This is a genomic window from Empedobacter tilapiae (genome assembly GCF_004785645.1).
In the GTDB taxonomy this organism is placed as follows: domain Bacteria; phylum Bacteroidota; class Bacteroidia; order Flavobacteriales; family Weeksellaceae; genus Empedobacter; species Empedobacter tilapiae.
The window spans coordinates 87350-108600 of the sequence record NZ_SRPE01000011.1 but is presented as its reverse complement, the minus strand read 5'-3'; the positions used below and the strand labels follow the sequence as shown (position 1 = coordinate 108600).

The window sequence follows — 21251 nt, the reverse complement described above, 5'->3', positions numbered from 1 at the left end:
TATCAAAATTTGTTACATTTAAAAATTAAATATATCTTTGCATCATTAAATCATAAAAATGAATAATTTAAGATTTGCAACGGCGATTCATATTTTAGTTTTGGCTGAAAAATTTAAAGGACAATTAATTACTTCTGATTTTATTGCGGGAAGTATTAATGTTAATCCTGTTGTGGTTCGTCGTGAGATAAAATTCTTAAAAGAAGCTGGTTTTATTGATTCAAAAAAAGGAAAAGAAGGAGGAATTTTTTTAGTAAAAAATTCTAACGATATTTTTCTTGGAGATGTGTATAAAATTGTCAATCAAGAAAATATTTTTGGTCGTATGAATCATACAAACCCAGAATGTCCTGTTGGTAAACAAATGAATAACAATCTTGAAAAATTATTTGATAATGCTGAATCAGATTTAATTAAATCGTTAAATCATAAAAATTTAAAACAATTTTCTGATGAATTTCAGTAAAATTTTTTATTTTTAAATGTAACAAAAATAATTACAATATAAATTAAAAATTAAATAAAATGAGAGTAGCAGTAATTGGAGCAACAGGTTTTGTAGGCTCACATATCGTAGAAGAATTGGTAAATAGAAATCAATCTATCAAAGCATTTGCGCGAAATACAGACAAGGTTTTAGATAGTAAAAATGTAGCAAAGGTGGCGTTAGATGTAAACGATGTGCAAGCTTTAGCAACAGATTTGAAAGGAGCTGATGTGGTTGTGAGTGCTTTTAACGCTGGATGGACAAACCCTAACATTTATGAAGATTATATGAAAGGAGCAAAAGCAATTGAAGAAGCAACTAAATTAGCTGGTGTAAAACGTTTGATTGTAATTGGTGGTGCTGGAAGCTTATATGTAAATGATCAAAAAGAATTGCAAATTGTTGATGCGCCAGGTTTTCCTGAAGAAATAAAACAAGGAGCTTTGGCTGCAAGAGATTATTACAATGTTTTGAAACAAAATAATGATTTGGAATGGACTGTTTTTTCACCTGCTCCAGAAATGCATCAAGGAACTTCTGGAGAGCGAAAAGGTACGTATCGTTTAGGAAATGATGTACCAGTTTTCAATGCAGAAGGACGTAGTATTTTGTCTGTTGAAGATGTTGCAGTTGTTATTGCAGATGAAATTGAAAATGCAAAACATATAAATAAAAGATTTACAGCAGCTTATTAAACTAATAATAAAAAACAAATAATATTATTATTTTGAGACAAATTCATTGTTTTGGTACGATTTGTGAAAAATACAAATCAAATGTAAGAAAATGAAGTTGTCAATAAGTATAGGATGTTTAATCTTAAGTTTAGGTTTTATCCTTTTATGCTCCTTTCTAAATCTTGGAATTTTTTTTAATCAACTTCTTGGAATAATTTTTCTATTCTGTAGTTTGTTAATGGGATATTTAGGATTTAATTACTTATTTGATTATTTAAACCATTCAAGATTAATTAAGAAAGGACTGAAAGTAAAAGCTCATATTATAGAAATAAAAAGAGGTTTGTTAGGAGAAAATCATTTACCAGATTATATCATCGAAGTTTTTTATAAACATCCAAATACTGAAAAAATTTATTATACAGAATTTGAGTATTTTGGAGATGTAAATGCTAATGAGATTCTAAAAAAAGGAAGAGATGTGGATATATTAATAGATCCTCAAAATCCGGAGAATATATATTTTAGTAATGTAGTGTAAAAAAGCCTCTATTTAGAGGCTTTTTTATTATAATTCTTTTTTCATTTCGTATTGTTTGTCATACAATTCTAATCCCATCGATTGAATAAAATCATTTGTAGAGATTTCTCTTTCATCAACATTAATCATTTTGATCTCTTTATTTTTCAAATCGCTGAAAAGAATTGAAGCTAAATAACGATTTCTATAATCGTGATGAACACCAAATTGATAAATACGTGTATTATTTTTGTTGATAATTTTGTAAGCAACTAAAATTCCATCTTCATAAATTCCATTTATTTGACAATCTTCGATGATATTTTTTACACTTTGAATATCATTTTTCCAAGTAGGTTTTATGTCCCAAAAATTTTCACTTGTAATCAAATCTAAATCACTAAATTCTACAATTTCATGTAATGGATTTACGACCAAAATAGGAATTCCTTTGTAGCTATTTAAAGTTCTTGTTTTTTCGAAACCACAAGCTTCATAAGCGTTAATAGCAAAATCATTTTTAGTATTTACTTCTAAAAAGATGTTTTTTATATTTTGTTCTTTTAATTTAGGAAAGCTAAAATCCAACATTTGTTGTGTGATTTTTTTTCCACGATGTTCAGGACAAACTCCAGTACCACCAATATAAGCAGTTTTAATATTATTATAATCTCTTATTCCATAAAGTAAAAAGCCAACCAGTTTTCCATCAATACTCGCACCAATAGAAAAGTTAAGATTAATATCTTCCATTTTCAATTTTCCGCGAAATTGATCAAGAGAAAGATTAATAGAGACATAATAGTTTTGATAAGAAAGGTTGTATAATGTTGATAATTCTTCTAAATCAACATTAGCTAAAGAATGTATTTGAATGTTTGTTTGCATAGTTATAATTTGCAGAGCAAAAATAGCTCCAACATTTAATTTATTTCTAAAAAAAAACTTAAAAAATTAACTAAAAATGAATTTTTTCATTACTATAAATTCTTAATATAATAAAAAAAAGAAGTATTTTATAATACTGACTGAATATTTATACATAAATTCTGTTTTTTGTTTAAAAAAAACTAAATATAATTAGAAAATATTCTTTTAGTAATGATTTAACATAAGCTTATTATCTATTATTCTGAATAAAATTCTGTTTTTAATAAATTTGCATACATTTTTAAAACTAAAACTACGAGAGAAGATAAATTTCTCCTCATTTGTGAAATTATATTTCTTCTCTCGATTTTTAATTAAATTTTCCTCTTAATAGGCGAGTCTATAAGTGTATTTTGTACACTAATTTTAATATGATATTCATAAAATATCTTTCAAAATCATTTCTAAAAATATTTATTTCCTAAAAAATCGAGGGAATAATCACTAATTTGATAAAGTTAGAATAATTTATTAATAAATGAATAACGAACATTTGTTAGTTTTTTTCTTTTTATTATTTTAGTCATTCAAAATTATCACAAAAAAATGAGTAAAAAGTTTACAAAATTGGTCTATTTAGCCCTTTTTTGCAGTTCATCCTATGTTTCTGCTCAACAGAATATAGTAGATAGTGTAACTGTAGACAAAGTTGAACCAATTCTACAAAAAGAAAACAAAGACAAAGTAGATGTTCAGTTTTATGGTTTTATCAGAAATGATATTTTCATGGATACTCGCCAAATGATTGGAGCAGGAGAGGTTTTGGTACCACTATATCCTAAAGATAGATTATTGGATGTTAACGGTGCTGATATAAATGATGCATCTAAATTTCATATGTTATCAATTGTTTCGAGAGCAGGAGCTAATTTGAAAGGGCCAGAATTATTAGGAGCTAAAACTTCTGGTATTTTAGAGGGAGAATTTTTTGGAGCAACAGAAGGAGGAATCAATGAATTTCGTTTGCGACATGCTTATGTAATGTTAGATTGGGAAAAGACACAATTAGGGATTGGACAATATTGGCATCCTTTTGTAGTTTTAGAAGCTTTACCAAATGTTGCGAATTACGGAACAGGAGCACCTGTATATGCTTTGAATCGTAATCCACAAGTTCGTTTGACACATAAATTCACAGACAAATTTAAAGTCATTGCAGCTTTACATTCGCAACGAGATTTTACACCAAATACAGAGCCTTTCCGAAATAGTGGAATGCCAGCCGCTCATCTTCAATTTCAATATAAATCTCAAGTTTTTACAGCGGGGATTGGTGCGCAATATGAAAATCTTAAACCAAAATTATCTTCAGGAAATCCTCCTGTTAAATCTAACGAACGAGTTGAAAATATTTCGTTTATGGCTTATTCTAAGTTAAATACAAAACCTTTTCAAATAACTGTTGCGGGATATTTGATGCAAGATGCGTCATCTTTTGTACAACTTGGAGGAATTGTAGGATATCAAACGAGTCCGACTGCGGTTGAAACCTACAAACCGATGAATACGCATAGTATGTGGATTGATTTGCAACAAAACTCAACAGGTAAATTTTCATTTGGATTATTTGCAGGTTACGTTAGAAATAATGGTGTCAAAGATCCTGTAGAAGGAGCAATTGCATCAACATCTTATGGTGTAACGACAAATTGGGGCGCAATTTCGGCAACTCCAGGTACACGTACTGTAAATTATTTGTACAAAGTAGTTCCTCGTTTAGATCTTACCTTAAGCAAAGCTTTAAAATTTAGATTAGAATATGATCGTAGTACAGCGCAATGGGCAGATGCAACAATTAAAGGAACTGGAACAGAGAATAAATACTTAGCAAATAACAATAGATTTCAACTTACAACATTATTTAACTTCTAATATCATACAAAAAACATGAGTACAAATACTTTAGATACTTCGCAAACAGTTGCGAAGAAGGATAATATTTTCCAAATTATTTTAGCATCATCTGTCGGAACCTTAATCGAATGGTACGATATGTTCTTGGCAATCATCTTAGCTAGTGTATTATCAACACAATTATTTCCTAACGATGGTTCGTCACATTTCTTAGAAACACTTGCCGTAGTGGTTTCATCATTTATGTTCCGTCCGATTGGATCATTAATTTTTGGGAGTATTGGAGATCGTATTGGTAGAAAATATTCATTCTTAGTTTCTTTAATTATGATGGGAGCAGCAACATTCTTGATTGGTTGTATTCCAACTTTTGATAATGTAGGATGGTTTGCTCCTGTTTTATTATTGTTTTGCCGCATTATGCAAGGACTTGCAATTAGTGGAGAATATGCAGGTGCGGTAATTTATGTAGCAGAACATGCGCCAGCAGAGAAGCGAGGATTTTACACAGGGTTTATTCAAGCAACTGTTCCAATTGGATTATTATTATGTTTATCAGTTGTTTTCTTAACACAATCATTTTTATCAGAAGAGGCTTTTGCAAGTTTTGGATGGAGAATTCCATTTTTATTTAGTGGAATATTGGTAATTTTGAGCTACTTTATTCGTCAACGTTTACATGAAAGTCCAATTTTCGAACAATTAAAAAAAGAAGGAAAAACATCTAAAACACCAATTAAAGATGCTTTTACAACACCAGGAAATGTAAAATTGATGTTGAAAGCAATTTTTGGAGGAAATGCAGCACAAAGTACAATTATGCAAACAACTTTATTTGTAACGCTTTTCTTTTTGCAAAGAGCGGTTAATTTACCTTACGAAACAGTTTTAATTGTTGTTTTATGCTCTACATTATTTAGTTCATTTTTCTATCAATGGTTTGGTGCATTAAGTGATAAAATAGGCCGTAAACCAGTTATGTTAGGTGGAATGATTTGTAGTTTTATCTTAATTCCATTATCATTTTTCTTGTACATGAAATTAGGAAATCCAGAAGGATTGAAAGAAGTTCATGATATTTCGAATTTAGCAGTTTTCGGAATTGTAGTTGTAAGTTTAATTACCTCGATTGCAGGAGCAGCAACTTACGGACCGCTTGGTGCATTTATGTTAGAAATTTTCCCAACTAAAATTCGTTATACAAGTATGGGATTTGCACAAAATATGGGGAATGGATTTATTGGAGGAGCAACAACTTTTGTAACGGAATTAATCAAAAGTACAATTATTGTTTCAGCCGCCATGTCACCTTATATCGGATTAGCTTATCCGTTGATATTAATCTTTATTGCAATTTTAGTGAATTACTTTACAATTCCAGAAACATACAAAACAGATTTAACAGAAGATAATTAAAATCAAAATAGACAAAATGTAAAAATCCTTCAAGAATACTTGAAGGATTTTTTTTGAGGAATTAATTAAATTTCAAGGCATAAAAAAATCCACTCAAACGAGTGGATTTTTTTATTTTATCAGAAATATTATTTTTTCTTTTTTGTATCAACTGCTCCTGATAATTCAGATCCAGCTTTAAATTTAGCTACTGTTTTAGCAGCAATTTTGATTTCTTTTTTAGTTTGTGGGTTGATACCTGTTCTTGCAGCTCTCTCAGAAGTTGAGAAAGTACCGAATCCTACTAAAGCAACTTTGTCTCCTTTTGCTAAAGCTTTAGTTACATTTTCTGTAAATGAGTTTAAGGCTTTTTTAGCAGCTTCTTTAGAAATTCCAGCGTCAGCTGCAATCGCATCGATAAGTTCTGATTTGTTCATAGTTGTAACTTTTTAAATTAATTTATACACAAATATACTCTTTCCCTTTATTTGTGCAAGTTTCAACGCAAAAAATTTCAATAAAAATGCAAAATTTTATGAAATTTGTGTCAAAAATCAGTAAATAAGTACTTATTTTACGAATAAGGTATCCTCGTTTTGATGTCCGTTGATGAAATCTTTGGCTGTCATACGACGCTTTCCTTCCGGTTGAAGTTCTAAAATTTCATAAACTCCTTGAGGTAGATTGATATAAAGGTTATTTTTTTGTAAAATCAATTGATAATCTTTTCCATCAATAACAATATCCGTTTTTAGACCAGCATATATTTTTAACGATTTGTAATTTTCGCCATTTCCAAAAGTTGTCCACGCACAAGGATAAGGAGAAAGTCCTCTAATTTTGTTGTGAATAGCATTGATTGAATCGTTCCAATCTATTTTACAATCTTCTTTAAAGATTTTTGGAGCATGTTTCAATTCTGTTGTTTCGTCTTGTGGATGCGGTTTTAATGAATCATTTTCTAAACCATCCAAAGTTTTCACAACTAATTTTGCACCGATATGCATTAATTCGTCATGAATTTTTCCTACATTATCATTTTCTCCAATTTCTACTTTATCAGAAATTAAGATATTTCCAGTATCAATTTTTTCATCAATTAAGAAGGTCGTTACTCCAGTTTCCTGATCACCATTCATCACAGCCCAATTGATAGGAGCTGCACCACGATATTGTGGAAGAAGTGAACCATGTAAATTAAAAGTTCCTTTCGACGGAATTGACCAAACAACTTGCGGCAACATACGAAAAGCCACTACAACAAAAACATCCGCATTCCAGCTTTTTAATGTTTCGATAAAAGCTTCGTCGCGTAATTTTTCTGGTTGTGCTAAAGGCAAATTATGTTCAACTGCATATTTTTTGACATCAGAAATATTCATTTTTTGCCCTCTACCAGACGGTTTATCTGGAACAGTAACAACTCCAACTATTTCGTGATGACTATTTGTATTGATTTCATTCAAAGATGTCGCCGCAAATTCGGGCGTACCCATAAAGACTACTCGCATTTTTATTCTATTAGTTTATAAGAATCGAATCCAATTGGTTGAACTCGCATTTCGTCTATCAAATATTGCAATTCTTCGACGATTTTATCTTTTGGCGAATTTATGAATTTTGAAAGGATTTCGGCTTGCGTTTTTGTACCTTCTTTCAAATATTCAATTAAATCAGATGAATTAAAGTTTTCATTTTGTTTTTTGGATTGACAAACATCACATTTACCACAATTTTGATCAGATTTTTGATTAAAATATCCAAATAACAAACGTTCTCGACAAATTGTATTTTGTTCGGCATAATAAGCCATTGCTTGCAAACGTTTCCAGTTATTTACTTGAATTGATTCGAAATCTTTCCACAATTTATTTTTAAACGCATTCGAATCGCGCGGAACAAGAAATCTAAATCGCGCTAAAAATCGATCCGAATAATCAATAGAACCATTTTTTGCATATTCGTGTAAGCTATTTCTAATGTCGCCAATACTCATGTGCAACTCAAACGCCATTTTACTTTCCGAAATTTCTCTATTATAAGTATAAATTCCAGGATAATGACGTTGTAAATAATCAAAAATTCGGTTTTCATTCAAATTAATCGAATGTGGTGACGCCAAAATTTGAATACTACTATTTTGTGAATAATTTTTTTGCTGAATGACTTCTTTCGTATTGAGAAATTCTAAAAATTGAAGAACCATTTTAAGATTTAAACCAAATTTTTCTGTAAATTTTGGAATATCCAACTGATAATTCATTTCCGTTAATTCGCCTTCCGCCAATTGCAATTGACTAAATAAACAATTTCCAATTTTGATAAAATCTTGTTGCGAAGGTAAATTTGCTTTGAAAATATTTTCTGCTTGAATTCGATCATCAGGATTGTACAAATAAATTCCATAGGATTCCTGTTCATCACGCCCAGCGCGCCCAACTTCTTGATAATACGCTTCTATTCCTTGTGGCAAATCGATATGAAAAACGGTACGAACATTTGGTTTGTCGATTCCCATTCCAAACGCATTTGTCGAAACCATAATTCGCGAATTACTCAACATCCAATCTTGTTGCTTTTGTTCTTTTTCGTCTTTCGTTAATTTTGCATGAAAAAAATCGGCATCAAATCCATTTTGACTTAAAAAAATTGCAATTTCGTAGGTTAATTTTCGATTTCGAACAAAAATAATACTCGAACCAGGATATTTTTTTAAATAATAAATCAAATCATTTTTCTTATCAGCAGAAAGAAAAACATTGTATGAAAGATTTTCTCTTTTTAAAGAAGATTTAAAAACATCGGGTTGATTTAATTCAAGTTTTTCTACAATTTCTTGCTGAATTTTTTCTGTTGCCGTTGCTGTCAAAGCTAGGATTGGAACTTTAGGAAGAATAGTTTTTAATCTTGAAATTCGATGATATGCAGGTCGAAAATCGTGTCCCCATTCAGAAACACAATGTGCTTCGTCAACAGCAAGCAAACTAATATTGATTTGTTTTAATCGATCGACAAAAGTTCTATTTTGCAAACGCTCTGGCGAAACATATAATAATTTGATTTTGTTGTTTTGACAATCGTCCAAAATTTTCCCAATTGTATTTTGATCAATTTCATTGGTGATATATGCCGTAGAAATTCCTTTAGATTTTAGATTCTGAACTTGATCTTTCATTAACGCAATAAGCGGTGAAATGACCAATGTTAATCCATCAAAAATAATTGCTGGAACTTGATAACAGATAGATTTTCCGCCACCAGTCGGCAAAATTGCCAACGTATCTTTCCCTTCCAAAACACTTGAGATGATTTCCTCTTGCGGCGTTTTGAAAGAAGAATAATTCCAATACTTAAAAAGAATTTCTTTTGGTGTCAAATTACAAAGCTTTGTTGTAAATTTAAGTAAAATCTGTGATTTTATGTTTAAACTTAAAACTTCATTAGTTAATTTTATGCTTTTATAGGAAAAATAATGGGGTGATTTTAGTTTAATTACTTAATCAATGAATTTATCATTTTTTATATTATCCGATAGATATCCCATTATAATAAACATAAATAATTGAAATCAATAAGACTATAGATTCAATGATCCAAATAAATTTTATCGGAATTTTTATACTTATTATAATAAGTTGTTCAATTAATAAAATAAAAAAGAAAATAATTAATCCAAAAAAAGCGATTGTTCCACCCAAGGCATTTCCACCATTATTATCAATAAAAAGATAGTTTATAGACATAAATAAAAGGAAGAGTTCTAAAATACTCAATACAATTAAAATCGGTGTAAGTTTAAATTTCATTTTAAAACAGTTTCTAGAAATTACAAAGCTTTGTTGTAAATTTAGGTAAAATCAGCGATTTATTAGAAGAATTAATCGATTATACCTTTTCTGTATTTTACAAAAAGTGAAATTTCGTTCACTAATAAAACAATATTAAATCCTAAAAATAAAAGAATTTCCGAACTCATATTGAAGTAAGCCAATCTATCTTGCAAAATCATAAAAGGAATTGCAATTGCGGCTGATAAAAAAATACTGAAAAAAGCAGATTGAATAAGCGTTGTAATGCGAATCATATTTCGTTTTGCAACTTGTGATGGATTAATTATCAAAATAATAGAATTGAAAATGATAAATGCAATAATTCCTGTGTTTATCGATAGAAATGATGATGAATCAAATGATTGAAAGATTGATTTTAAGTTGGAATAAATTCCTTTATCGTAACAAAATTTAGAGAAAATTATGAATGAAATTAGCGTAATACTTATCGTAATTGCCTTATTAATTCTGCTTTCTTTTGGTGTTGCAACTAATCTTTTTCCGGTGAAAATGGAAGGAATATAATTTTTGTTTCCGTCTAAATAATTGTACAACAAAATAATAATGGAAAATCCAGTAAATATAAAAAGTGATAATAGTTGTAAAACTAAATCTTGTTCAATCAATTTATAATTTAAATCAGATTTATAAACTTCATTTGGTACAAAAATATAAATTCCAATCATAGCAACGACATAGAGCTGATATACAATTCCCAAAACAGGATTCAGGTAAAAAGGTTGATTATAATCTTGTAAAACTTCATTATAATTTTTTTGATGTCTGAAACTGCGCGATTCTTCATAAAAATTTGTGGAATTATGAAAAATTATACCAGAAACTGCAATAAAAAATATAGATGCTATTGTTCCAAAAAATACAAAAGCTGTGATTTGATCATCGTAAAAATAATCTGTAATAGTTATTAATAGAGGAGTTATAAGAAATAAAATCCATTTTGGACGAAGATTTATTTGCCAAATTTCTTTGAGAACGAGTGTTTGAAATCCTGCAATTGCTAATCCAAACATCAAGAAAATAAAAGTCATAGAGTAGATTTGGTTAAAAATACTAAAAGTCAACAAATTTGTTGACTTTTAGTATTTGGTTTATTCTGTTATCCCTTCTAACATAAATAAGAAAGCATTTTCTTTAGCATCTTCTTTTAACGACTCAAATCGACCAGAAGCACCACCGTGTCCTGTATCCATATTTGTGTCTAGAAGTAGAATATTATTATCTGTTTTTAAATCTCTTAATTTCGCGACCCATTTTGCAGGTTCCCAATATTGTACTTGAGAATCGTGTAAACCTGTAGAAACATAAAGGTTTGGATAATTTTTAGCTTCGACATTATCATAAGGCGAATATTCTTTCATATAAAAATAATATTCTTCTTTGTTAGGATTCCCCCACTCGTCGTATTCTCCTGTTGTTAAAGGAATTGTATCATCTAACATTGTTGTTACAACATCTACAAAAGGAACTTGGGCTACGATTCCGTTGAATAAAGTTGGCTCGTAGTTGATAACTGCTCCCATCAATAATCCACCAGCAGAACCTCCCATCCCGTATAAGTGTGGAGTAGAAGTGTAACCTTTTTGGATTAAATATTTTGCACAATCAATGTAATCAAAGAATGTATTTTTCTTTTCTAACATTTTTCCGTCTTCATACCATTCGCGACCTAGATATTGACCTCCACGAATATGCGCAATTGCATAGATAAAACCACGATCTAATAAACTTAATCGAACTGAACTAAAGTTAGGTTCGATTGTATAACCATAAGAGCCGTAAGCATATAATAACAATGGCGTTTCAACAGATAGCTTCGTGTCTTTGTGACGAACTAATGAAATAGCTATTTTCTCACCATCTCTTGCTTCAGCCCAAATACGTTCAGATACATAATTATCTTTATCAAAACTACCCAAAACTTCTTGTTCTTTTTTTACTTCCGAAGTTTTGTCTTTCATATTAAAATCGATGACAGACGTAGGAGTAGTTAATGATGTATAACCATAACGTAAAGTATCTGTATCAAAATCAGGATTTGTACCAGATCCAGCTGTATAAGTTTCTTCATTAAATGGTAAATAATAATCTTCAGATTTATCCCAAGCCTTGATATTCATTTGGATTAAACCATTTGTACGTTCTTCAATGACTAAATAGTTTTTGAAGATTTCGAAACCTTCAATGAAGGTTTCTTCACGATGTGGAATTACTTCAATCCAGTTTTCTTGCTCCGTTTTATCGATCGGAGTTTTCATTAATTTGAAGTTAAATGCATCATCTTTATTGGTTTGAATATAAAATTCATTTCCAAAATGTTCGATTGAATATTCTAAATCACGTTCTCTTTCTTGAAAGATTTTGAAATTAGCATTAGGTTGATTAGCATTAATATATCTATATTCATCTGAAACTGTACTTGAAGTTCCGATTATGATATAATCTCTTGATTTAGACTTATAAACGTATACAGAAAATGTGTCATCTGTTTCTTCAAAAACTAAAACATCATCTTCTTGTTTTGTGCCTAATTTATGTTTCCATATTTGGTAAGCTCGTAAAGCTTCATCTTTTCTTGTATAAAACAACGTTTGATTATCTGCAGCCCAAACAGAACCTCCAGTTGTATTCTCAATTTTATCTGATAAAATTTCACCTGTTCTTAAATCTTTCACTTGAATTGTATAAATTCGACGTGAAACATCGTCTACTCCAAACGTACACATTTCGTTATTTGGAGAAATAGAAAGTCCACCCAATTTGTAATACGTATGACCTTCTGCCATTGTATTTACATCGAAAAGAATTTCATCAGGATTCTCTAAACTATCTTTTCTACGTTTGTGAATTGGATATTCCTTGCCTTTTTGAAATTCTGTCAAATACCAATAACCGTTCATTTTGTATGGAACAGACGAATCATCTTCTTTGATTCGTGCTTTCATTTCTTCAAAAAGCTTGGTTTGTAACTCTTCAGTTGTTTGTAAAACAGTTTTTGTATATTCATTTTCTTGAGTCAAATAATCAATAACTTCTTGATTTTCTCGATCATTTAACCAATAATAATTATCAATTCGGATATCTCCATGTTTTTCTAATTTTTGTTCAATTTTTTTCGCAATAGGTGCTTGCATTTTCTAATATTTAATGTACAAATTTACTATAAAATCTTACTTTGAGTAAGTTGTAGGTGACCAAGATTTGTCACTTGTCTTGTATTCGATAATAATATTATTTCCATTTAAATATCCAATTGTTTGGTAGTTTGCTGGTTCTGCATGAACTTCTACATGATAAATTTGATTAATTGATGAAGGGAAGAAAGTGGCAATAATTTTGTTACTTTTTGAATCAACAAGTAAGAATTGATTATCTTTTGTAAAAATTTGGTAAAAATCATTACCATTAGATTGGTAAACTAATTTTTCTGTTGTAGGTTGAGGAGGATTAATACTTGGCTCTTCAAACTTTTTAATTTCTTTAAAATCAATATTTTTCTTTTTATCAGAATCTAATATCATACTTTCTTTTTTTTGAATAGAGAGTTGATTTGAAGCATTTTGTGCATGAACTTGATTCATAGCAAATTCTAAAGCTTCTTGATAACCTTTTTCGAAATCTTTTATTTGTGAAATTCCTTCATATTCTGTAATCGTTTTATTATTACAATCAGTAAAGACAACTTTGAGTTTATTTTTGAAGGTACTTTTTATTTTTTGGATATCAGCTTTTGTAGCTAAGCAAGAGTTGTTTTGTAATTCAATAGGTTTTTCTGTAGAACCTTCGTTTATTACCTCATAATTTTTTCTTTTCAAATATGTTCTTAATCTTACATTTAACTTGAAATCATTTTTTTCAAAATCAGTAAATTTTTGTGGAACAATTACATATTTAAAATCGCTAACATTTTGTGCTTGTAATGAAGATAAAGTGAGTACAAAGAATGCTGTTATAATATTTTTCATATCTATATTGTGTGTTTTGATAAAGATAAAAAATATATTGTTATTTTAAATAAGCATCATTAATTATATTAATTCTCTCATACATAGTAATTATTAGGATTAATTGGTAAATTTATAGAAGAATATAAAAAATAAATTATGGGAGTTTTAGATAATAAAGTAGCAATAGTTACAGGTGCAAGTTCTGGAATAGGAAAAGCTGTTGCTGAATTGTATGCTAAAGAAGGAGCAAAAGTTGTAGTTTCTGATATTGATGAAAAAGGAGGGTATGAAGTTGTAGAAATTATTAAAAAGAATGGAGGAGAAGCAACATTTTTTAAGGCAGATACATCGTTGCCAGAAGACAATGAAGCGTTAGTAAATAAAACGCTTGAAGTTTACGGAAAGCTTGATATAGCATGCAATAATGCTGGAATAGGAGGTCCCGCAGAGTTGACTGAAGATTATCCTTTAGATGGTTGGAAGAAAGTAATTGATATTAATTTTAATGGTGTTTTTTATGGATGTAAATATCAGCTACAAGCAATGGAAAAAAATGGAGGAGGTTCTATTGTTAATATGGCTTCTATTCATGGAACAGTCGCTGCGCCTATGAGCTCTGCTTATACTTCTGCAAAACACGGAGTAGTAGGTTTGACGAAGAACATTGGAGCAGAATATGGACCGAAAAATATTAGATGTAATGCTGTTGGTCCAGGTTATATAATGACGCCGTTATTATCGAATAATTTGAGTGCAGATTATTTAGAATTACTTGTAACAAAACATCCAATTGGTCGTTTGGGGCAACCAGAAGAAGTAGCTGAGTTAGTTTTATTCTTAAGTTCTGATAAAGCTTCTTTTATGACAGGAGGTTATTATCTTGTAGATGGAGGATACACAGCTATTTAAAATATTTTTTAATGTTATCTCTAAGTATTAAATGGATTTTTAGCATTTAATGCTTAATTTTGCTCAAACGAAATACAAACGAACAATGAAATTTTTTATAGATACAGCTAATTTGGCTGATATTAAAGAAGCGCAAGATTTAGGTGTTTTAGATGGTGTAACAACTAATCCGTCTTTAATGGCAAAAGAAGGAATTACAGGAGAAGAGAATATTCTTAATCATTACAAAGCTATTTGCGAATTAGTTGATGGAGATGTTTCTGCAGAAGTAATTTCTACTGATTTTGAAGGAATGGTAAAAGAAGGTGAAGCTTTGGCTGCTTTAAATCCTCAAATTGTAGTTAAAATTCCAATGACAAAAGAAGGAGTAAAAGCTTGTAAATATTTTTCTACAAAAGGAATAAGAACTAATGTAACATTAGTATTTTCTGTAGGACAAGCATTATTAGCTGCAAAAGCAGGTGCAACTTATGTTTCTCCATTTATAGGACGTTTAGACGACATTTCTACAGATGGTTTAAACTTAATCGAAGAAATTCGTTTAGTTTATGATAACTATTTGTATGAAACCCAAATTTTAGCAGCTTCAGTTCGTAATACAATGCATATTGTAAATTGTGCTAAAATTGGTGCAGATGTTATGACAGGACCTTTATCTTCAATCTTAGGATTATTAAAACATCCTTTGACAGATTCAGGTTTAGCACAATTCTTAGCTGATTACGCAAAAGGTAACGGATAAATGTGAATAAAAACTATATAAAGAACCACTTAATTTTAAGTGGTTTTTTTTGTGAAATTTTAGTTTTGATAAGCTGAAAATTATCAAGTTGGTAAAAATGAGCTTATTTCATAAAAAAAGCTTTTTTATTAAAGATAATATAATTTTATAATTTGTATATTGATAAATATATTAAAAATTAAATTTCTTTTATCAATATGTTAAAACTATTTCTTTTATTATTAGTTATACTCGGCATTCCTTTTTTATTAATCATGTTTCTTTATGGAAGCACTTTTTTTAAGAAAAATATCAATAATGACTAATAATCTTACCCATTTACTAAAATGAAAAATCCTTCACTTATTTGCGAAGGATTTTTTTATGTATTATAGTTTTTACTACTATTTAATAACTACTCGTTTATTGATTTCCATTTCTGGTCCAACAACTTTCAAAATATAAACTCCAGGATTTTTAAAAGTAATTTCAATTTCTTTTTGGTTTAATGAATTAGAAACTTCATTAATTAATTGTCCATTAAAATTGAATACCGAAATTTTTTGAACTGACTTTGATTTATTTTCTAATCTTACAATAACAGATTTAGCAGTCTTATTATAAACTGAAATATCATCACGTTTTTGATATTCGAAATCTCCAGTTCCTAAATTAGAACCCCAAATTTTTTCTGCATATTCAGGATGATCTATAAATGGGTTTCTATTTCCTTGATATCTATAAACTAAATCATTAATGTCTTTTTCTCGATCAGAAACAGGATCATTTAAATGCCAAGTCATTAATATTTTCAAAAAAGTATCAGTGAAAACTTTATCTTTTGTCTTATTAAACATTGCATAAGACCAACCTTGGATACCGTTTTCTTGATAACGTGTTGCAAAATAAAAATAAGCACGTGCAACATCTCCTTTAAATTCATCAATAGGTTCGAAAACAGTTCCAGAATATCCAGAAGAATATCCAGAGTTTTTATTACTTCCTAATTTAGAACCATTTTTTGAAGTATAAGATGCACTTCCAACAACTCCATGAGGATTGTTACTTCTCATTCCATTTACTTTACCATCTGTAGGCCAAATATGGAATGGATCTGAAACCATAGGAGAGTTTTTATTAAAAACACTTTGAGGAATTAAGTGTTCTCTATTATAGCAATCTCCTTCATTTTTGTAACTACCGCACTCTTTCTGACCAGGCGTAAAATTATATGGATCTTTTGCTGCAGCAATTTCAGAATATATATCTAAGATTGTATTATCTTTCTCATAATATTTATCTTGAAAACCATTATCCGCATCTGATTGTCTGTATAAACTTTTTAAAGCATCGTAACTTTTTGTATTGTGACCTTTAATAATGTTATATAACTCAGTTTTTAATCCATAACCAGAGCCTGTAGCTGTATTATAATAACCGCTTGGAGCTTGTGCTAGAGCAATAACACCCAAAGCACAAAAACTTAAAGAATATAAAAATTTTTTCATAAACTAAATATGTTTAAAAAAGCTGTGAAAAATCACAGCTTATATTGTTTTCAAAATTAAAAAAATAAAAGTTTATATATTGTTAAATTAATTTAATATATAAGCTTGATAAATTACTAATGAATCTTGAATTTGTTTATTCAGTAATTTATATAAATCAGGTTGATTGAGAGAAACTCCTGCAATTGATTTTAATTTTTTTTGAAAATTTTTTGATCCTAATGCAAATCTAGCTTGATAAGCTTCTTTATTTACTATTTTTTGTAATCTAAGATTTTCAAAATCTTTTCTTATTTTTCGTGCATATAATTCAGATAAATCAAATTGTAATTGCATTTCATTTAAAATTCCAGAATGTTTCATTGAAATCCAAGAATTATTTTCATCAAATTTATTAAAAACTTTAAGCTCTGGGATTTCTCCTTCTATTTCAGCAATTTGCCATCCTAATTTAGAATCTAAAAATCCTTGAGGAATTTTTGTTTGGTTAGGTTGTTTTTTGAAATTTTCGTAATTCAATCTAAAATCTTTTTTCCAATGAATTATAGATTGAGATTGGGCAAAAGAGAATGAACAAATGAAAAATAAGAAAACTGATTTTAACATTGATTTTTAAAATTTTATATTAAATGATTTTCTAATAAATCAAGTCTCATACCATGAGAGCCCTTTATTAAAATATTTTGAGTCTTAATCGGATTTTCTTCTAAATATACTTCAAAGGAAGTGCGATCTTCAAACTTTTGGACTTTAGAATTGGTTGTAATTGCTTCATTAAAATTATGACCTAAAATGAAAATTTGATCAAAGTTTAAACTTTCTGCCAAATTTAAAATACGTTGATGTTCAGTTTTAGATTCTTCGCCTAATTCAAACATATCACCAATTATAATTGTTTTAGAACCTTCAAATTTCACGAAATTATTTAATGAGGCTTCCATGCTGCTAGGATTAGCATTATAAGCATCCATCACTATTTTATAACTCTCTTTATTTATAATTTGAGAACGATTATTTGAAGGAAAATAACTTTCTATTCCATGTTGAATCAATTCAGCACTAATTCCAAAATGTTGTCCAATTGTAATAGCACAAGAAATATTACTAAAATTATAGTTTCCTGTTAGATGAGAATGTATAATTAAATCGTTGTATTTTACAGTTAAATATTCAGTTTCGTTTTCAATTAATTCAATTTGAACATCAGCATTATTTTTATCAGAAAATGTAATTCGATTAATACCAATAGTCTTTTCGGCTTGAATTGAATCGTTTAAATTAACAAAAGCTGTCTTATTATTTGTTTGAAGAAAATCATATAATTCAGATTTTCCTTTTATAACACCTTCAATACCTCCAAAGCCTTCTAAATGAGCTTTTCCAAAGTTTGTAATATATCCAAAATCTGGTTGAGAAATAGAAGCTAATAATTCAATTTCTTTTTGATGATTAGCGCCCATTTCAATAACTGCAATTTCTGTATCAGCAGGAATTGAGAGTATTGTTAAAGGAACTCCAATATGATTATTTAGGTTTCCAAAAGTATAATGTGTTTTAAATTTTTCTTTTAAAATAGCTGAGATTAATTCTTTTGTAGTTGTTTTTCCATTAGAGCCTGTTAAGCCAATAAATGGAATTTTTAGGTAATTTCTATAGATTCTTGCTAAGTCTTGTAATGTTTCTAAAGTATTGTTAACAAGGAAGATGTTTTGATTTGTATTTTCATATTCTTTTTCATCTACAATTGCTAGCATTGCTCCTTGATTAATAGCCTCTTGTGCAAATGTGTTTCCGTTAAAATTTGCTCCTTTTAAAGCAAAAAAGATACAATCTTCTGTAATGTTACGCGTATCTGTTGTAACATTTTTCGATTTTAGAAATTGCTCAAATATTTCTGATGTATTCATGTTATCTAAATAAAATAGATGAAAATTATCTTTAAATAAAAATATAAAGAAATGATTATTATTATTTCGTACAAATATAAAATATATTGAATCCTTTTTGTGATTTAAAGGAAGTATTTTACGATTATTGCAAAATATTTTATGAGATAAATCTTTACATAGTTTGTTAATCTGTTTTATTTATTATATTAAGAAATTATCTCTTTGATTTTATAAAAAAAAGAATGAAAATAAACGAAATTACCATTAATGAATTAGAAACTGAACGATTGATTCTTGTTCCTTTTACAATTGATATTTGCGAAGACATGTTGTACAACGATTATCGTATTTTAGATGAAAAAGGTTTTGCAAGAGGGAAGGAGTGGCCAGATAAAGATATGATGGATACAATACCAAAAATTATTCAGAAATTATTAATTCATAATTATGTTACAGGGTTTGAATCGTGGATGATTATTAAAAAAGACACGAAAGAAATAATAGGAGATGTAGGTTTTAAAGGTTTTAATGCCGAAGAAGAAAGTGTAGATATTGGTTATGGAATAATTAAGGAGGAGAGAAGAAAAGGATTTGCTGAAGAAGCTTGTAGAGAGCTTATAAAATGGGCTTTTGATCAAGGAATTGTTAAAGAAATTACGGCTAAATCTTATTCTGATAATTTTAAATCAGTTAATTTATTGAAGAAGTTAGGTTTTGAAAAGGTTTTTGAGTATAAGGAATTTACATATTGGTCATTACTTCAATAGTAGAAATATTAAAAATAAAAAAACTCGGTAATAATTATTACCGAGTTTTTTTATTATGAAAGGATATTATTAATTATCCTCTACGCTTACGTTTTGATTCGAAACTACCAGAATATTCTTGAGCTACACGGAAACCAATCCAATTTGTTGCGCTTGCTTGATGTAGGTAACGTCTTTGCCCAGCATCAATCCAATATATAGGATCCTTCCAAGAACCACCTTTTACAACACGAGTTTCATCAGATATGTCAGAAGTACGTTTGGTTGTATCTCTTTCTAAGATTACACGTCCTTTTTCGTCAACTCTAAATTTACGCTGAGGAGAATTGTACATATCTTCTGTTGCTTGATCAGCAGATTTTCCTTCTTCAATTCTAGGGTTTAAAGAAGAATTTGGATCCCCATCACGATAATTAGTTAAGTCGTATTCTGTTTGTTTTTTATAAGAACCAGGTAAACCTCTATAAACCAATTTACCATTATCCAATGTGTCGTATTCTACATTAGTTTCATCATATTTTTCAAAACCTCCTGCACCATTATCAATATTTGTTTTTAAAATATTACCACGATAATAGTTGAAATCATTCGCTTCTTCATCAATAATAGGACGATAAACATCAGAAACCCATTCAGCAACATTTCCTAACATTCCATAAAGACCAAAATCATTTGATGGATATTTACGAACATCACTTGTAATTGCAGAACCATCGTTACCAAATCCTCCAATACCAGAATAATCTCCACGACCTTGTTTGAAATTATCTAAATATTGTCCTCTTTGAGCTCCTTTTAAAGTTCTTAAGTTATTTTGAGCAACATTTTTACCTTTGTATTCATTGTATTCACGATTACCTGGTAAAGCTAAAGCTGCATATTCCCACTCAGCTTCCGTTGGTAGACGGAATGGTTGAACTTCTAATGAACCTGTTGCACGGTTAGCTTTTAAAATACGGGCATTTTGAGTTTTGATTTGATTCGCTCTCATAATCTTAGTTGAATCAATTGCTTCATTTACATTTGTATCACCTAACTTATATTGTTCGGCATTAAATGTTTTATTCCCGTAATTATATTCCTCATTATTATAGTAATCTTTTGATAAGATTCCTTTATTCATTAAGGCTTTTTCATTCGCACGATCAGTTAACCAATCACAATAGTTAACCGCTTGTAGCCATGAAATACCAACAACTGGATAATAACTAAACTCAGGAGAAAATAAATAATTTTCTGTAGAGAAATCATCTCTTGATAATTGATTATTAAATACAGTTTCGTCAGGTAAAGCTCCATTATAAATATCCTTGTATTGAGTGTCTTCTGGAGGGAAAACAACTTTCAACCAAGTTAAGTATTCTTTGTATTCGTAGTTTGTAACCTCAGTTTCGCCAATAAAGAAAGATTTTACCTGCATACGAACAGGAGAGTTATTCCAATCGTGAAGTACATCATCTTTAGTGATTCCCATAGTAAAAGATCCACCTTCGATGAAAACCATTCCAGGCCATGCTTTGATGTTTTCTTTCTTTTTACCTGAAAAAAACCAACCATTAGGAGAGTTTGGTTTCCAACCTGTACGACTTGTGAAATTTTTTGTTCCACCTCCTTTTTTCTTACCTGAGCTACTTGCACAGCCTATAAATACACTCATTGTAACGGCTGCAAGCGCAAGAGAAAAAATACGTCCTTTATTCATTTTCATAGAATATTTCTGGTTTTCAAATATTAAATTTAATGCAAATAAAAGCATTTGACATTAATCTTACAACGAAAAAATGCTTTATTTCTTGTAT

General features: G+C 29.3%; 20 protein-coding genes. 8 read left to right on the top strand and 12 right to left on the bottom strand.

The window, feature by feature from the left end; genetic code table 11:
* The first annotated feature begins 58 nt into the window (after positions 1–58).
* The 3 genes from E4J94_RS14795 to E4J94_RS14785 all read left to right on the top strand — a co-directional run bounded on the left by E4J94_RS14795 (position 59) and on the right by E4J94_RS14785 (position 1705).
* Positions 59–466 (top strand): RrF2 family transcriptional regulator, encoded by a 408-nt coding sequence (locus E4J94_RS14795; RefSeq protein ID WP_135836565.1) that lies wholly within the window; start codon positions 59–61, stop codon positions 464–466.
* A 59-nt stretch (positions 467–525) separates the two neighbouring features.
* Positions 526–1182, top strand: coding sequence for an NAD(P)-dependent oxidoreductase (locus E4J94_RS14790; protein WP_135836564.1), 657 nt, complete (start codon positions 526–528; stop codon positions 1180–1182).
* Between the two features lie 91 nt (positions 1183–1273).
* Positions 1274–1705, top strand: a complete 432-nt coding sequence (locus tag E4J94_RS14785) for a hypothetical protein (protein ID WP_135836563.1) — start codon at positions 1274–1276, stop codon at positions 1703–1705.
* A gap of 27 nt (positions 1706–1732) precedes the next feature.
* On the opposite strand, the gene E4J94_RS14780 is transcribed toward E4J94_RS14785, so the two are convergent.
* Positions 1733–2572 (bottom strand): GNAT family N-acetyltransferase, encoded by an 840-nt coding sequence (locus E4J94_RS14780; RefSeq protein ID WP_135836562.1) that lies wholly within the window; start codon positions 2570–2572, stop codon positions 1733–1735.
* Between the two features lie 588 nt (positions 2573–3160).
* Between E4J94_RS14780 and E4J94_RS14775 the strand changes: the two genes are divergently transcribed.
* The gene (locus E4J94_RS14775) at positions 3161–4486 is read left to right on the top strand and encodes a DcaP family trimeric outer membrane transporter (protein ID WP_135836561.1); all 1326 of its coding nucleotides are present in this window, start codon (positions 3161–3163) and stop codon (positions 4484–4486) included.
* Positions 4487–4501: 15 nt separating this feature from the next.
* Positions 4502–5884, top strand: coding sequence for an MFS transporter (locus E4J94_RS14770; RefSeq protein ID WP_135836560.1), 1383 nt, complete (start codon positions 4502–4504; stop codon positions 5882–5884).
* Between the two features lie 128 nt (positions 5885–6012).
* On the opposite strand, the gene E4J94_RS14765 is transcribed toward E4J94_RS14770, so the two are convergent.
* The 7 genes from E4J94_RS14765 to E4J94_RS14735 form a co-directional block, all read right to left on the bottom strand.
* Positions 6013–6300: an HU family DNA-binding protein gene (locus tag E4J94_RS14765; RefSeq protein WP_019975917.1), complete on the bottom strand. Its 288-nt coding sequence runs from the start codon at positions 6298–6300 to the stop codon at positions 6013–6015.
* 132 nt (positions 6301–6432) lie between these two features.
* Positions 6433–7374, bottom strand: a complete 942-nt coding sequence (fmt, locus tag E4J94_RS14760) for a methionyl-tRNA formyltransferase (protein ID WP_246034349.1) — start codon at positions 7372–7374, stop codon at positions 6433–6435.
* Positions 7375–7376: 2 nt separating this feature from the next.
* The gene (locus E4J94_RS14755; RefSeq protein ID WP_135836559.1) at positions 7377–9239 is read right to left on the bottom strand and encodes a RecQ family ATP-dependent DNA helicase; all 1863 of its coding nucleotides are present in this window, start codon (positions 9237–9239) and stop codon (positions 7377–7379) included.
* Between the two features lie 148 nt (positions 9240–9387).
* A complete protein-coding gene (locus E4J94_RS14750) occupies positions 9388–9669 on the bottom strand; it encodes a hypothetical protein (RefSeq protein ID WP_135836558.1) in 282 nt (93 codons plus the stop codon).
* A 71-nt stretch (positions 9670–9740) separates the two neighbouring features.
* A complete protein-coding gene (locus E4J94_RS14745; protein WP_135836557.1) occupies positions 9741–10742 on the bottom strand; it encodes a hypothetical protein in 1002 nt (333 codons plus the stop codon).
* Positions 10743–10802: 60 nt separating this feature from the next.
* Positions 10803–12845 (bottom strand): S9 family peptidase, encoded by a 2043-nt coding sequence (locus tag E4J94_RS14740; RefSeq protein ID WP_135836556.1) that lies wholly within the window; start codon positions 12843–12845, stop codon positions 10803–10805.
* 36 nt (positions 12846–12881) lie between these two features.
* A complete protein-coding gene (locus tag E4J94_RS14735; RefSeq protein ID WP_135836555.1) occupies positions 12882–13676 on the bottom strand; it encodes a hypothetical protein in 795 nt (264 codons plus the stop codon).
* A 138-nt stretch (positions 13677–13814) separates the two neighbouring features.
* On the opposite strand from E4J94_RS14735, the gene E4J94_RS14730 reads away from it, so the two are divergent.
* Together E4J94_RS14730 and fsa are read left to right on the top strand one after the other, a co-directional pair.
* Entirely contained in the window at positions 13815–14567 is a 753-nt protein-coding gene (locus tag E4J94_RS14730) for an SDR family NAD(P)-dependent oxidoreductase (RefSeq protein WP_135836554.1), read from the top strand.
* An 85-nt stretch (positions 14568–14652) separates the two neighbouring features.
* The gene (gene fsa, locus E4J94_RS14725) at positions 14653–15309 is read left to right on the top strand and encodes a fructose-6-phosphate aldolase (protein ID WP_135836553.1); all 657 of its coding nucleotides are present in this window, start codon (positions 14653–14655) and stop codon (positions 15307–15309) included.
* Between the two features lie 383 nt (positions 15310–15692).
* Here the strand turns inward: fsa and E4J94_RS14720 are convergent, their stop codons facing one another.
* From E4J94_RS14720 to E4J94_RS14710, 3 genes are all read right to left on the bottom strand, one after another.
* On the bottom strand, positions 15693–16796 hold the full coding sequence (locus tag E4J94_RS14720; protein WP_135836552.1) for an endonuclease: 1104 nt from the start codon (positions 16794–16796) through the stop codon (positions 15693–15695).
* An 87-nt stretch (positions 16797–16883) separates the two neighbouring features.
* Positions 16884–17402: a hypothetical protein gene (locus E4J94_RS14715; RefSeq protein ID WP_135836551.1), complete on the bottom strand. Its 519-nt coding sequence runs from the start codon at positions 17400–17402 to the stop codon at positions 16884–16886.
* 14 nt (positions 17403–17416) lie between these two features.
* The gene (locus E4J94_RS14710; protein WP_135836550.1) at positions 17417–18703 is read right to left on the bottom strand and encodes a UDP-N-acetylmuramoyl-tripeptide--D-alanyl-D-alanine ligase; all 1287 of its coding nucleotides are present in this window, start codon (positions 18701–18703) and stop codon (positions 17417–17419) included.
* Between the two features lie 224 nt (positions 18704–18927).
* Here E4J94_RS14710 and E4J94_RS14705 point away from each other — a divergent pair, with 224 nt between their 5' ends.
* Entirely contained in the window at positions 18928–19452 is a 525-nt protein-coding gene (locus E4J94_RS14705) for a GNAT family N-acetyltransferase (protein ID WP_135836549.1), read from the top strand.
* Positions 19453–19525: 73 nt separating this feature from the next.
* On the opposite strand, the gene gldJ is transcribed toward E4J94_RS14705, so the two are convergent.
* Entirely contained in the window at positions 19526–21160 is a 1635-nt protein-coding gene (gene gldJ / locus E4J94_RS14700; protein WP_449390376.1) for a gliding motility lipoprotein GldJ, read from the bottom strand.
* Positions 21161–21251 lie beyond the last annotated feature (91 nt).